Origin of the sequence: Sutterella sp., from assembly GCF_030539355.1 — a bacterium.
In the GTDB taxonomy this organism is placed as follows: domain Bacteria; phylum Pseudomonadota; class Gammaproteobacteria; order Burkholderiales; family Burkholderiaceae_F; genus Sutterella.
The window spans coordinates 1-12,774 of the sequence record NZ_JAUNSF010000018.1 but is presented as its reverse complement, the minus strand read 5'-3'; the positions used below and the strand labels follow the sequence as shown (position 1 = coordinate 12,774).

The following is a 12,774-nucleotide window of genomic DNA, read 5'->3' as shown; positions in this document are numbered from 1 at the left end:
TACCGTATTCCCTTTGAGCGAATGTTGGGTTTTTGTCGACAAATGCCCGGAAATCAAGCGAAAACACCGCGGTTTACATAAACCCACGGTGCGGATTTCAGCTGGCGGTCTCTCGAGAAGGACCTCAGGCGGCGCTGCGGTGCCTGAGCTGCCAGGCGGCGAGGTAGGGGAGGATCTTCTGGTCGTTCGGGCGGTTGAAGAACTTGAGCAGTTCCCAGGCGGGCACGAGGCTCACGGCCTGGCTCTCCCAGCCCGCGAAGGCGGGGCTGCCCGCGAGCCGCCGCGCGATGTAGTAGCGCGTCACGGTCTTCGTGCGGTCGACGTCGCAGAGGTACTCGAGGGGCTCGGCGAGAATGCCGCTCTCCTCCCAGGCCTCCTTCACGCCGTTGACGAGCAGCGAGAGACCGGGCTCGAGCCTGCCCTTGGGGAACGTCGCCGACGCTCCGCCGAACTGGTTCGTGGGATGGACGATCCAGTAGCGGCCGTCAGGCTCGACGATCACGAGCCCGCTCGTGCGGCGCTTCGCGATCACGGGCGTGGGCGCGTCCTTCCAGCGGCGGTACTGCTTCATCAGATGCTTCCAGTCATCTTCGCCGAGATGCTCCTCGGTGAAGTCGATGCCGTTCAGACTCCGGGGCAGCACCGGGCGCTCCGTCACCGAGCAGGTCGCGGAGAGCGTGGGCTCAAGCCACGTCTCGGCCGAGGTGGCCGGCGTGGGCGTGAAGACCGGAACGGGCGAGCCGTTCTCGTCGGGCTGCGGGTGAAACTGAATGGCGGGCATCGCGGCTCTCGATCTCCTTCGGACGAGGAGGGGACGGACTGTTCTCAGAGAAGCGCTCTGAAAATCATGAAAAAGAAAAGTCGGCGAACCTCCCGGCGAAGCACTCCCCAGGCTTCGCAGCCCGCCGACTGCTCCGCATTCTACGGGAGCCGTGTGACAGGATTGTGTCATCCCAGTTAAGAGTCTTTTCCGTTCCTTCCGCAGAACAGCCGGGGCATTCCGCCTCCCGGTCCAGCCACAATCGGCGGGAAAAGTCATCAGGAAAATCCCTAGGAGAAAGTACCTATCCTTAATCGAAACTTATACCTATACTCCGCCAATCCGCGCTGAAATGACGCGGAAATACCGGACACGCCCCAGGGCGAAGAAATTTCCGGGAGCGCGGCGGACTTCCCTTGACCAAAACCGCCGCGGGACCACTCACGGACTTTCCTTCCCCCGGGGCCTCCGGACACACGGGATCCGGCAGCAGGACCACAAAACGCCGGACCCGCGACAACTGCCACACCGCGGGGCTCACCACCCCGCTCACGGAAGGAGCAATCCATCATGAAGAAGACACTCATCGTCGCCGCCATCGCCGCCGCCTCGTCGGCCGCCTTTGCGCTCCCGAACATCGCCGTCCTCGCCACGGGCGGCACGATCGCCGGCGCCGGCGCCACCGCCACGGGCTCGGCCTACACCTCGGGCCAGGTCTCGGTCAACCACCTGGTCGCCGCCGTGCCGCAGATCGCCAACATCGCGAACGTCACCCCGATCCAGGTCGCCCAGATCGGCTCCCAGGACATGTCCGACGAGGTCTGGCTCAAGCTCGCCAAGTCGATCAACGCCGACTGCTCGAAGTACGACGGCTTCGTGATCACGCACGGCACCGACACGATGGAGGAGACCGCCTACTTCCTCCAGCTCACGAACCGCTGCAAGAAGCCCGTCGTGATGGTTGGCGCCATGCTTCCCTCGACCGGCCTCTCCGCCGACGGCCCGAGGAACCTCTACCAGGCCGTGATCACCGCCGCTGATCCGAAGACCGCCGAGCAGGGCGTCGTCGTCGCCATGAACAGCGTCGTGATCGGCGCGCGCGACGTCTACAAGTCGAGCACCACGCAGCCCGAGACCTTCCAGGCGATGAACTTCGGCAAGGTCGGCACGATCATCAACGACAAGGTCACCTACGAGGCCGTGGGCCTGCGCGCGCAGCTCCCCGCTCCCTTTGACGTGACGAACTTGAACGAGCTCCCGAAGGTCGGCATCGTCTACAACCACGCGGGCGTCGAGGGCCACCAGGCCGAGGCGCTCGTCAAGGCCGGCTACAAGGGCATCGTTTCCGCGGGCGTCGGCAACGGCAACGTCCACAAGGCCGTCTGGCCGGTCCTCGAGAAGGCCGCCCTCGACGGCATCGTGGTCGTGCGCTCCTCGCGCGTCCCGACCGGCTCCACCACGAAGGACGCCGAGGTCGACGACCTGAAGATGCACTGGGTCGCCTCGCAGACGCTCAATCCGCAGAAGGCCCGCGTGCTCCTGCAGCTCACGCTCACGAAGACCGCCGACTGGAAGGAAGTCCAGAAGTACTTCGACCAGTATTGATTTGAGTGACTGCGCGCGGCTCCCCGGTCCGCACGCGGTCTGACAGCAGGCTCTCAGCGCCCGGTCCGCCCTCACGGCGGGGCGGGCGCTATGCTTTTCCTTTCCAGGTTCTCCACCAGCCATCAGAAGGAATCCGCCATGTCTCTTCTCGGCGCCGTGATCGGCGACACCCTCGGGAGCGTCTACGAGTTCGCGAACTTCCGGGGCTCCCCGGACGAGCTCAAGTTCTTCCCCGCGGACGCGACGCCCACCGATGACTCGATCCTCACCTGCGCCGTGGCCGACGCGCTCCTTGACTCGCGCACGCAGGACGGCTCCGTCATGGCCGACTGGTTCTCGTCGGTCATCACGGGAAAGCTGCGCGACTGGGCGCTCACGGACTGGAAGGGAAAGGCGCGCTCCGGTTTCGGCGGCCGGTTCCTCAGGTGGGCGATGACGCCTGACGCCCCCGCCTACGGGAGCCTCGGGAACGGCTCGGCGATGCGGTGCTCCGCCTGCGCCTGGGCCGCGGAGAGCCTCGAGGAGGCGCTCGACCTCGCCGAGCGCTCGGCACTGCCCACCCACAACCACCCCGAGGGCATCCTCGGCGCGCAGGCGACCGTCTGGGCGATCCGCCGCTTCATGGACCTCGGGCGCGGCACCACGTCGAAGGCGTCGATCGCGGCCGAGTGGGAGATCCTCTGGCCCGGCCTCGAAGCCCTTCCCCACCTCGGGGCGCTCGAGCCCCCTATCCCCTTTGACGTCACCTGCCGGGGAACGGTGCCGCTCGCCGTGGCGATCGCGCTGGCGAGCAATTCCTACGAGGAGACCGTGCGGCGCGCGGTCGCGACGGGCGGCGACTGCGACACGATTGCCGCCATCGCGGGCTCGGTGGCCGAGGCCGCCTGGGGCGTCCCGGACGAGCTCCGCGTAAACATCCTCGCCCGGCTCCCCGACCGGATGAAGTCCGTCATTCTCGCCTTCGAGGCCGCGTTCCCGGGGCGGCGGCCGCGTCATAATTGACGGTCAGAGACCAACTATAAAAATCACCACCCGAAGGACCGAATAAATGAACCCCGAACTGGCCCGGACCATTGAGGAGGCGGTGCGTGCGCGCCGCAATGTGGACGCCTGGGACGCACCCGGCGTGATCGTCGCCTTCGAGACCGCCGACGGCGCCGCCCACGCGCTCAAGGTGACCGACATCAGCCCGCTCGAGGGCACGATCGAAGGGTACGATCTGCGCACGAAGACCCTCACGCACTGGCGGCTCGACGCCATCCGCGACGTGCGGATCCTTGAGCACTGATCCCCGGACGCCCGCGGGCCCCGGCGGGCCCGCAGAACCTTTCCCTTCGAGAGCCGCCTATGGGCACGATGAAAGCGATTGACAGCGCGAAGATCTTCGCCGTTCTCGGCGAGGAGAAGATCCGCTCCGACGAGCCGCGGCTCTTCACCGAGGACGAGCTCGTGCGCTGCGCCTCCGAGCCCTCGCTCTTCTCCGACCCGCCCGCCGAGAAGCCCTGCACGCCGGACGGCGGCAGGAAGCCTCTGCCGGAGGATGTGAAGCACAAGGCGCGGCAGATCTTTGACTTGGGCTGCGGCTACAAGCGCGCGAGCCTCCTTCTCAACGTCACGCAGTCGACCGTGCGCGACTGGAACCGCCTCTACAAGGCCGGCAAGTTCAATCATTGATCATTCAGCCCGCCCGTCATCGGGCGCCCGGCCGCCGGGAGATCGCACGGCGGCGCATAATCTCCGCCCTCGGAAACAGAAGAACATTGAGACGGGAGAACACCATGTCCGCCAACTTCCACGAACTCATCGAGGGCTTTCACAACTTCCGCGAGGAGTACCTGCTCGCCGAGCACGCCTTCTTCGACCGCCTCGCCCACGGGCAAAGCCCGAAGACCCTCGTGATCGCCTGCTGCGACTCGCGCGCCGACCCGGCGATCCTGATGGGCTGCCGCCCGGGCGACCTCTTCGTCGTGCGCTCGATCGCGGCGATCGTGCCGGGAGAGGCCGAGGCCGGGGACCCCGACGCCGTGATCGCTGCGGTCGAGTACGGCGTCAAGCACCTCGCCGTCGAGCACGTGATCGTCATGGGGCACTCGAACTGCGGCGGCATCCACGGACTGCTCTTCCCCGAGAAGATCGAGGACGAGAAGTGGATCTCGCGCTGGGTCTCGATCGCCCGCCCGGTGATTGACGAACTCGTCGAGGAGGAGCCCGACGAGCCGCTCGAGTCCCGCGTCCGCCGCTCCGAGGAGGGCTCGGTGCTCCTCTCGATCGAGAACCTCCTCTCCTACCCCTGGGTCGAGGAGCGTGTGAAGGCCGGCACCCTCTCGCTCCACGCCCTCTATTACGACATGAAGGGCAAGACCCTCAACATCTGGAACGCCGAGCTCGAGGACTTCGAACCGATCAACGCCCCGCACGGCGCCGCCCGGCCCTGAGCTGCGGCGGAAGCGCCGCCTAGGCGCTTTTGCCTATTGACGGATGCCCCCGGGCGAGCGGAAGATATGCCCCACGGCCGGGGATTCCCCCGTACCTCAAGTTTCCTTTTCTGTTTAAAGAAGCTTTCAAGCGTTTTTCAGTCATGCAGCACGCACACATCGCCCTGACGGCATATTGGTGGTGGCGCCTCTCAAACGAGCGGGTGCCTCACGGGCGTGCGCAGCAGATCTGAAAGTCTTTCAGACGCACAGCCTTCGAAAAGCAGAGAAAAGCCCGCGGACAGCTCCGGCGGGCTTTTTTAATGCACTGACAGACGTACCCACCGGAAACCGCGGACTGAAACCCAGACAAACCTTCAAACCCTTCCCTTTTCAGTCCTTTCCAAATTTTCCGGAGTACACCATGCAGTCCCTCTTCGAATCTCTCTACCAGGGCAAGAACCTTTCCGCCGCCGAGTCCGAGCGCATCTTCACGGCCGTTTTCGAGGGCTCCCTCGACCCGGTCCAGCTCTCCGCGCTCCTCACCGCGCTCAAGATCAAGGGCGAGACGCCCGAGGAGATCGAGGGCGCCGCGCGCGCCATGGTGAAGGCGGCCACGCCCTTCCCCCGTCCCGCGGGCTTTGAGATCGGCGAGATCGTCGGCACGGGCGGCGACGGCCTGCAGACGATCAACGTCTCGACGACCACTTCGATGATCGCCGCCGCGGGGGGACTGCACATCGCCAAGCACGGCAACCGCGGCGTCTCCTCGAAGAGCGGCGCCTCGGACGTGCTCACCGCGCTCGGCGTCAACATCCGCCCGACGCCGGAGCAGAGCGCGAAGCTCCTCGCCGACACGGGCTTCTGCTTCTGCTTCGCGCAGCTCTACCACCCGGCCATGCGCTTCGCGGGCCCGGTGCGCGCGAGCCTCAAGACCCGCACGATCTTCAACATCCTCGGGCCGCTCACGAACCCGGCTCACCCCGACTTCGCCCTCATCGGCGTCTACGACCCGGCCCTCCTCACGACGGTCGCGAAGACCCTGAAGGAGCTCGGCGTCAAGCGCGGCTTCGTCGTTCACGGCGCCGGCATGGATGAGGTCGCCGTCCACGGCGACACCGCCGCAGTCGAGCTCGCCGCCGACGGCTCGATCCGCCCGCTCACCTTCACGCCCGCCGACTTCGGCGTCACTGAACTCCGTGCGATCGAGGACCTCCAAGGCGGCGACCCCGAGGACAACGCCGAGATCACGCTCGCCCTTCTCTCGGGCAAGGGCACCCCGGCGCAGCAGGACTTCATCCGCGCCAACCTCGCTGTGCTGCTTCTCGCGGGCGGCAAGGCCGCCACGCTCCCCGACGCCGTCGCGCTCGCCCGCGAGCTGATGCAGTCGGGCGCCGGTCTCAAGACCCTCGAGGCGCACCGCGCCTTCGCCCGTGCCCAGGAGGCCGCCTGATCATGACCCGCTTCTCCCGTCCCGCGCCCGCCGCCGTCTCCGACGCCATCCGCTCGAACCCGCTTCTGCGCCCCGAGTCGATTGACGGCACGGTGCTCGCCCCGATCGTCGAGAGCTCGCTCGCCCGCGCGGCGACGCTCCCCGCGGTGACGCCGGAGGCGATTGAAGCGGCCCGCGCCGAGCGCGCGCGCCGCTTCCAGAACATTCCCGACCGCGGCGTCCGCCCCTTCGAGACCGCGATCGCCGCGCCCGGCCGCCGCGTGATCCTCGAGGTCAAGGCGGCCTCGCCCTCGCGCGGCCTCATGCGCGCCGAGATCGACCTCGCCGACTACGCCCGCGTCTACGGCCGCTACGCCGACGCGATCTCGTGCCTCACCGAGCCGCAGTTCTTCGGCGGATCGTTTGAGCGCCTCGCGGACCTGCGCGCCCTCACCTCGAAGCCCCTCCTCGCGAAGGACTTCATCGTGAGCGACCGCCAGCTCCTCGCCGCCTACCGCGCCGGCGCCGACGCCGCGCTCCTCATGCTCTCGGTGCTCTCGACCGAGGGCTACCGGCAGCTCGCCGCCTTTGCAGCGGAACTAGGGCTTGAGACCCTCACCGAGGCCTCGACCGAGCCCGAGCTCCATGAGGCGGTCGAGCTCGGCGCCCGCGTGATCGGCATCAACAACCGCAACCTCCGCACGCTTGAGGTGGACATCACCCGTGCGCCGCGCTTGTCGGCCCTGCTCCCCGAAGGCGTCGTCGCCGTCGCCGAGTCGGGCTACCGCACCTTCGCCGAGATCGCCGCGGCGCGCGAATCCGCGCCCCGCATCCGCGCCTTCCTCTGCGGCTCCGCACTCTCCGAGTCGCCGAACTTGTCGAAAGGCGCCCGCGAGCTCCTCTTCGGGCACTCGAAGTGCTGCGGCATCACCCGCCCCGGGGACGCCATCGCCGCCGCCCGCGCGGGCGCCGTGACCGTCGGCATCATCCTCGCCGCGCGCAGCAAGCGCCGCGTCGCGCCCGAGGCCGCCCCGGCGCTCGCCCGTGAGATCCGCTCCGCCTGCGCGGCCGAGGGGCTCCCCGTCGACATCGCCGTCGTCATCGACGCCCACGAGGCGGCCCCGCTCAAGGAAACGATCGAAGCCGTCGCCCCGGAGGCGATCCAGACGCACGGCGAGCTCACCGACCAGGAGCTCATCCGCCTTCACACGGAGTTCCCCGGCGCGGTGCTCTCCCCGGCCTTCGGCATGGGCGGGATGGACAAGAAGGCCGCGGCGAAGCTCGCGCACCGCGTCTCGGCGCTCCTCACCGCCGGCGTCATCGACCGCGCGGTGCTCGACAACTCGGGCGCCCAGGGCTCAGGCGGCACCGGAAAGACCTTTGATTTCTCGCTTCTCGCGGCCTTCCGCGGCATCCCGCGTGTCATCGTCGCGGGCGGCATCTCCCCGGAGAACGCCCTCGCCGCCGTCAGGGCCGGCGCCCCGGGCCTCGACTTCAACTCCGGCGTCGAGACGGCGCCGGGCGTCAAGTCCGCGGAGAAGCTTGAGCGCGCCTTCGCCGCCATGCGCGGCATCGCCTGAGAAACACTGACAGAATTTCCTGACTGACTTTAATTTCGACGGAACACTCACATCATGAAGCTCAATCCTTATTTCGGCCGCTTCGGCGGTCAGTTCGTCCCCGAGGTTCTGATCCCCGTGCTCGACCAGCTCGAGCAGGCCTTCATTGACTCCCGCAATGACCCGGAGTTCCAGCGTGAGTTGAACGAGCTCCTCGTCAACTACGGCGGCCGTCCGACGCCGCTCACGAAGTGCCGCAACCTCACGGCCGGCACGAAGACGACGATCTACCTCAAGCGCGAGGACCTGATGCACGGCGGCGCGCACAAGACCAACCAGGTGCTCGGCCAGGCGCTTCTCGCCCGCCGCATGGGCAAGACCCGCATCATCGCCGAGACGGGCGCCGGCCAGCACGGCGTCGCCACGGCCCTCGCCTGCGCGCTCCTCGGCTTCAAGTGCGCCGTCTACATGGGCGCCAAGGACGTTGACCGCCAGCGTCCGAACGTCTTCCGCATGGAGCTCATGGGCGCCGAGGTGATCCCGGTCCCGACGGGCCGCGGAACGCTCAAGGAAGCCTGCAACGCGGCCCTGCGCGACTGGGCCGGCAGCTTCCACGACACGCACTACATGATCGGCACGGCCGCCGGTCCGCACCCCTTCCCCACGATCGTCCGCGAGTTCCAGAAGGTGATCGGCGAGGAGGCCCGCCGCCAGTTCGACGAGTTCGAGGGCGGACTGCCCGACGCCGTCATCGCCTGCGTGGGCGGCGGCTCGAACGCCATCGGCATCTTCACGGACTTCATCCCCTTCAAGGACGTCAAGTTGATCGGCGTCGAGCCCGCGGGCCGCGGCCTCAACACCCCGGACCACGGCGCGACGCTCGAGAAGGGCACGCCCGGCATCTTCTTCGGCGCCCGCTCCTACAACATGCAGACCGAGGACGGTCAGATCGAGGAGTCGTTCTCGATCTCCGCGGGCCTTGACTTCCCGTCGGTCGGCCCCGAGCACGCCTACCTCCAGGAGATCGGCCGCGCCGAGTACGTGAGCGCCACCGACCGCGAGGCTCTGGCCGCCTTCATCGAGCTCTCCCGCAAGGAAGGCATCATCCCGGCGCTCGAGAGCGCGCACGCGCTCGCCGCGGCGCTGCGCCTCGCCCGCGAGAACCCGGACCGCGAGCAGAAGTTCGTCGTCAGCCTCTCGGGCCGCGGCGACAAGGACATCTTCCAAGTGAGCAAGCGCCTCGAGGAGGAAGGCCTCTTCAATGACGGCCGCCTCGTGCAGGACGCCGCCGAGCAGCTCCTCGCCTGACAAACTCAAGAGCACGAACAAACAGGAAACAAAAATGACTCAGCCTGACCGCTTTGCCGCGCTCTTTGAGCGCCTCGCCGCCCGCAACGAGGGCGCCTTCGTTCCCTTCATGAACCTCTGCGACCCGGATCCGGAGACCTCGGCCGACGTGCTCGAGGCGATCATCGCCGGCGGCGCCGACGCGCTCGAGCTCGGCATCCCGTTCTCGGATCCCTGCGCCGACGGCCCGGTGATCGAGCTCTCCGCCCAGCGCGCGCTCGCCGCCGGCTCCACCACCGCCAAGTGCTTCGCCATCGTGAAGGGCATCCGCGAGCGTCATCCCGATCTCCCGATCAGCCTGATGCTCTACGTGAACCTCACGATCGCCCGCGGCCTCGGAAACTTCTTCCGCGCCGCGGCCGAGGCCGGCGTCGACGCCGTGCTCATCCCCGACGTGCCGATCTCCATGCGCGAGCTCGAGCCCGAGTGGGACGGCGAGGCCGAGAAGGCCGGCATCAAGCTCATTGCCATCGTGCCGCCCAACTCCTCGCCCGAGATCATCGACGCCGTCGCGAAGCGCTCGAAGGGGTACGTCTACCTCCTCTCCCGCGTCGGCATCACCGGCACGGACCGCGCGGCCGAGATGCCCTCGATCCGCGAGATCGAGCTCCTCAAGGCGAGCAATTCCGCCCCGACCCTTCTCGGCTTCGGCATCTCCCGCCCCGAGCAGGTCCGCGCGGCCATCGCCTCGGGCGCGAGCGGCGCGATCGCGGGTTCCGCGGTGACGAAGATCGTTGCCGCGAACCTCAACGACAAGCCGAAGATGCTCGCCGAGCTCACGGCGTTCATCGCCGAGATGAAGGCGGCCACCCGTCCGTAAGGCCGCAGACAGAATCCGGGCAGTCCGGCGGGCGTTCAGGGGGATCTGACGCCGCCGGGAGGCCCTGGAGAAAAGGAAGCGGAGCTGTTCTGTCCGGGAACGCTCCGCTTTCGCTTTATGCGGCCTCGGGTGAGGCGGTCACTTCATGGGGAAGAACCAGGAGAGGCGGCTCTCCTCGGTCGGCTTCGTCATGAGGCTCACCGCGACGAAGAGCACCGCGGCGGCGGCGAAGGCCGGCACGATCGCGTGGAAGCCCGCGATGTCGGGCTTGCCGAAAAGCACCCAGGCGTAGACAGCGAAGCCCCCGATAATCGAGGCGAGGCACCCCGCGGCGGTGGCGCGGCGCCAGTAGAGACCGCCCGCGAGCGGCAGCAGGAACGCGAGCTCGAGACCGCCGAAGGCGCCCATGTTGATCCAGGCGATGAGATCGATCGGATCGAGCGCGAAGGCCATGGAGACGAGGCCCAGCACGAGCGTCACGCCTCTCGAGACGAGGACGAGCGTGCGGTTGTGCCCCTCGAGATCCGGGCGCACCGTGAGGAGCAGGTCCTTCACGACCGCCGAGGAGGCGGCGATGAGAAGAGAGCTCACCGTCGACATCGTGGCCGCGAGCGGCCCGATCAGCGTGATGCCCGCCTCGACGGGCGAGAGGTACTCGGTGATGAGGCGCGGCACGAGATGGTCCGTCGATGCGCCGCCGAGATCGAGCGCGGGAAGGCCGCGCGCGAGCACGCCGATCGTGGTGAGGCCCACCATCAGTGCGCCGCAGACCACCGTGCTCACGATCATCGCGCGGTGGAGGTCCGAGCTCTCGCGGTAGCTCATGCAGCGCACGGCCGACTGCGGCAGGCCCGCGGTGCCGAAGCCCACGAGAATCCACGCGGAGAAGAGGAGCGTCCAGGGGAGCGCCCCGGCGGCGTTGGGCGAGAGCATCGTGCTCGTCGAGAGATCCGCGGCCGGGTCCGAGAGACCGGCGGCCGCCGCGCGCTCCATCGCCGCGGTGAGGCCGCCCGCCTCGGAGAGGATGGCGCCCCCGAGCATGAACATGCCCGCGAGCATCAGGATCGCGCAGACCGTGTCGGTCCAGGCCACCGCACGGAAGCCGCCGAAGGCGGTGTAGCCCACGGTGAGAAGACCGAAGAGCACGAGACCCGTCGCGGGCGAGATGTCCGCGGCCTCGGCGAAGATCGCCGCGCCGCCGATGAACTGCCCGGTCATCATGGCGCAGAAGAAGAGGAGGAGCGCGACCGAGAGGAGCACCGTGAGGAGGCGGCTCCCGAAGCGGACCTCAAGAAGCCCCGTGACGGTGAGCGCCCCAGTGGCGCGCGAGACGATCGCCATCTTCTTGCCCAGGAGCCCGAGCACGAGGAAGCCCGCGATGATCTGCGGGGCGGCGAAGACCACCCAGCCGAGACCGAGCTTCCAGGCGATGCCCGGGCCCGAGACGAAGGACGAGACCGAGCCGTAGGTCGCGATCAGCGTCATCGCGAGCACGAACCCCGAGAGGCTGCGGCTGCCGAGGAAGTATTCGCCCGTGAAGCCGCGCGCAGCCGCCGGCGACCGGGTTCTCATGCGCTCCGTCCAGACCGTGGTGGCGACGAGCACAAGGAAGAAGACCGCGAGCGGCAGGAAGATCAGGTACTGGCTCATGCCGCCCTCCTTGCCGCTTCGTCGCGCGCGACGCGCTCGAGGTCAACCGGGCGGAAGCAGCGCTTCACGATCACCACCACGGCGACGATCGAGAAGAGATAGCCGCCGATCACGGCGACCACGAACCAGAGCGGAAGCCCGAGAAGGAGAACGGAACTTCCCGTGAAGAGCCAGAGCGTTCCCCAGAAGAAGACCGTCACGGCCACGGCCGCGGCAAGGGTCGCGGCGGCCTCGCGCCCGCAGATGCGGAGCGCCTCGTCATAGCGCTCACGGGGGGCCGGAGCCGGTTCTCCGCTGTTCGCGGGCTGCGTTCTCAGTGTCATCTCTCTCTTTTCCAACATCATTGATCGGGTACATGACTGCGGGACCGGGCAGGATAGACGTGTCACAGTCAGCAGTCCGCCGGCGCGGGTGCTTTTTATTGGACGCGCACAAACCCTATAGCGTTCCGTCAATCGCCTCAATAGGCCTTGAGGCGGATGAGGAGGTATGTCGCGTTGTGACGCCGGCCCGGTCAGGTCCAGCGCTTCTCGCGCGGCGGCGGCAGGATCCCGGCCTTCTCCATGACATCACGGAGCAAAAGCAGATCCTCCCAGGACTTCGCCTTCTCGCCGGGCGAGCGCAGCAGGTACGAGGGGTGATAGGTCACGACCGCGGGAATGGTGCGGTCGCCCACGCGGGCCTCGTGCACGCGGCCGCGCATCCTGCCGATGCTCATCGTCTCCTCGAGGCCGAGCACCGTGCGGGCGGAGAAGCGCCCCGTGAGGAGGATCACCTCGGGGGCGAGGATCTCAAGCTGCCGCCTGAGATAGCGCCCGCAGCAGACGATCTCGCCCGGCTCCGGATCGCGGTTGTTGGGCGGCCGGCACTTGAGGACGTTGAGAATCACGACGTCCTTCCTGCGGGTGATGTTGAGCGACTCGAGCATTGCGGTGAGGAGCTTGCCGGCCTTCCCGACGAAGGGAACGCCCTGCAGGTCCTCCTCGGCGCCGGGGGCCTCGCCCACGATGACGAGCTTCGGGCCGGGTTCGCCCTCGGAGAAGACGACCTTCGAGCGGCGCTCGCAGAGCCGGCAGCTGCGGCAGGAGAGCGCGAGTTCCTTGAGTTTCGCCCAGTCCGCGGTGCGGATCTCCTCGATCATGCTCTCGGGCATAACGGGCGCGGGCGCTTCGGCGGGCGCGGGCTTC

Annotated in this window: 13 protein-coding genes; 9 read left to right on the top strand and 4 right to left on the bottom strand. The window is 67.9% G+C overall.

Features of this window, described 5'->3' with window-relative positions; translation table 11 throughout:
- Positions 1-124: 124 nt before the first annotated feature.
- Positions 125-781, bottom strand: coding sequence for an NUDIX hydrolase (locus Q4F91_RS04910; protein ID WP_303335123.1), 657 nt, complete (start codon positions 779-781; stop codon positions 125-127).
- Positions 782-1,330: 549 nt separating this feature from the next.
- Here Q4F91_RS04910 and ansB point away from each other — a divergent pair.
- The 9 genes from ansB (at position 1,331) to trpA (ending at position 9,937) form a co-directional block, all read left to right on the top strand.
- Positions 1,331-2,365 (top strand): L-asparaginase 2, encoded by a 1,035-nt coding sequence (gene ansB / locus Q4F91_RS04905; RefSeq protein WP_303335121.1) that lies wholly within the window; start codon positions 1,331-1,333, stop codon positions 2,363-2,365.
- A 138-nt stretch (positions 2,366-2,503) separates the two neighbouring features.
- A complete protein-coding gene (locus Q4F91_RS04900; protein ID WP_303335119.1) occupies positions 2,504-3,367 on the top strand; it encodes an ADP-ribosylglycohydrolase family protein in 864 nt (287 codons plus the stop codon).
- Between the two features lie 46 nt (positions 3,368-3,413).
- Positions 3,414-3,653, top strand: a complete 240-nt coding sequence (locus tag Q4F91_RS04895) for a hypothetical protein (protein WP_303335117.1) — start codon at positions 3,414-3,416, stop codon at positions 3,651-3,653.
- Positions 3,654-3,712: 59 nt separating this feature from the next.
- Positions 3,713-4,039, top strand: a complete 327-nt coding sequence (locus Q4F91_RS04890; RefSeq protein ID WP_303335115.1) for a hypothetical protein — start codon at positions 3,713-3,715, stop codon at positions 4,037-4,039.
- Between the two features lie 104 nt (positions 4,040-4,143).
- Positions 4,144-4,800 (top strand): carbonic anhydrase, encoded by a 657-nt coding sequence (locus Q4F91_RS04885; protein WP_303335113.1) that lies wholly within the window; start codon positions 4,144-4,146, stop codon positions 4,798-4,800.
- Between the two features lie 403 nt (positions 4,801-5,203).
- Entirely contained in the window at positions 5,204-6,232 is a 1,029-nt protein-coding gene (trpD, locus tag Q4F91_RS04880) for an anthranilate phosphoribosyltransferase (RefSeq protein ID WP_303335111.1), read from the top strand.
- Between the two features lie 2 nt (positions 6,233-6,234).
- Positions 6,235-7,791, top strand: coding sequence for a bifunctional indole-3-glycerol-phosphate synthase TrpC/phosphoribosylanthranilate isomerase TrpF (gene trpCF, locus Q4F91_RS04875; protein WP_303335109.1), 1,557 nt, complete (start codon positions 6,235-6,237; stop codon positions 7,789-7,791).
- Positions 7,792-7,845: 54 nt separating this feature from the next.
- Positions 7,846-9,078, top strand: coding sequence for a tryptophan synthase subunit beta (trpB, locus tag Q4F91_RS04870; protein WP_303335107.1), 1,233 nt, complete (start codon positions 7,846-7,848; stop codon positions 9,076-9,078).
- 34 nt (positions 9,079-9,112) lie between these two features.
- Positions 9,113-9,937 carry a tryptophan synthase subunit alpha gene (gene trpA / locus Q4F91_RS04865; protein WP_303335105.1) on the top strand — a complete coding sequence of 275 codons (825 nt, stop codon included), beginning with the start codon at positions 9,113-9,115 and terminating at the stop codon, positions 9,935-9,937.
- Between the two features lie 138 nt (positions 9,938-10,075).
- On the opposite strand, the gene panF is transcribed toward trpA, so the two are convergent.
- The 3 genes from panF to Q4F91_RS04850 form a co-directional block, all read right to left on the bottom strand.
- Entirely contained in the window at positions 10,076-11,587 is a 1,512-nt protein-coding gene (gene panF / locus Q4F91_RS04860; protein WP_303335103.1) for a sodium/pantothenate symporter, read from the bottom strand.
- Positions 11,584-11,910 carry a DUF997 family protein gene (locus Q4F91_RS04855; RefSeq protein ID WP_303335101.1) on the bottom strand — a complete coding sequence of 109 codons (327 nt, stop codon included), beginning with the start codon at positions 11,908-11,910 and terminating at the stop codon, positions 11,584-11,586. Before Q4F91_RS04855 ends, panF begins: the two co-directional genes overlap by 4 nt.
- 191 nt (positions 11,911-12,101) lie before the next feature.
- Positions 12,102-12,774 (bottom strand): uracil-DNA glycosylase family protein (locus Q4F91_RS04850; RefSeq protein WP_303335099.1); only part of this gene is annotated, 673 nt, incomplete at its 5' end.

Bases quoted from the DNA above. Each gene is read 5' to 3' on its own strand.
- Q4F91_RS04910 (WP_303335123.1), bottom strand. From the start codon at position 781: ATGCCCGCCATTCAGTTTCACCCGCAGCCCGACGAGAACGGCTCGCCC.
- ansB (WP_303335121.1), top strand. From the start codon at position 1,331: ATGAAGAAGACACTCATCGTCGCCGCCATCGCCGCCGCCTCGTCGGCC.
- Q4F91_RS04900 (WP_303335119.1), top strand. From the start codon at position 2,504: ATGTCTCTTCTCGGCGCCGTGATCGGCGACACCCTCGGGAGCGTCTAC.
- Q4F91_RS04895 (WP_303335117.1), top strand. From the start codon at position 3,414: ATGAACCCCGAACTGGCCCGGACCATTGAGGAGGCGGTGCGTGCGCGC.
- Q4F91_RS04890 (WP_303335115.1), top strand. From the start codon at position 3,713: ATGGGCACGATGAAAGCGATTGACAGCGCGAAGATCTTCGCCGTTCTC.
- Q4F91_RS04885 (WP_303335113.1), top strand. From the start codon at position 4,144: ATGTCCGCCAACTTCCACGAACTCATCGAGGGCTTTCACAACTTCCGC.
- trpD (WP_303335111.1), top strand. From the start codon at position 5,204: ATGCAGTCCCTCTTCGAATCTCTCTACCAGGGCAAGAACCTTTCCGCC.
- trpCF (WP_303335109.1), top strand. From the start codon at position 6,235: ATGACCCGCTTCTCCCGTCCCGCGCCCGCCGCCGTCTCCGACGCCATC.
- trpB (WP_303335107.1), top strand. From the start codon at position 7,846: ATGAAGCTCAATCCTTATTTCGGCCGCTTCGGCGGTCAGTTCGTCCCC.
- trpA (WP_303335105.1), top strand. From the start codon at position 9,113: ATGACTCAGCCTGACCGCTTTGCCGCGCTCTTTGAGCGCCTCGCCGCC.
- panF (WP_303335103.1), bottom strand. From the start codon at position 11,587: ATGAGCCAGTACCTGATCTTCCTGCCGCTCGCGGTCTTCTTCCTTGTG.
- Q4F91_RS04855 (WP_303335101.1), bottom strand. From the start codon at position 11,910: ATGACACTGAGAACGCAGCCCGCGAACAGCGGAGAACCGGCTCCGGCC.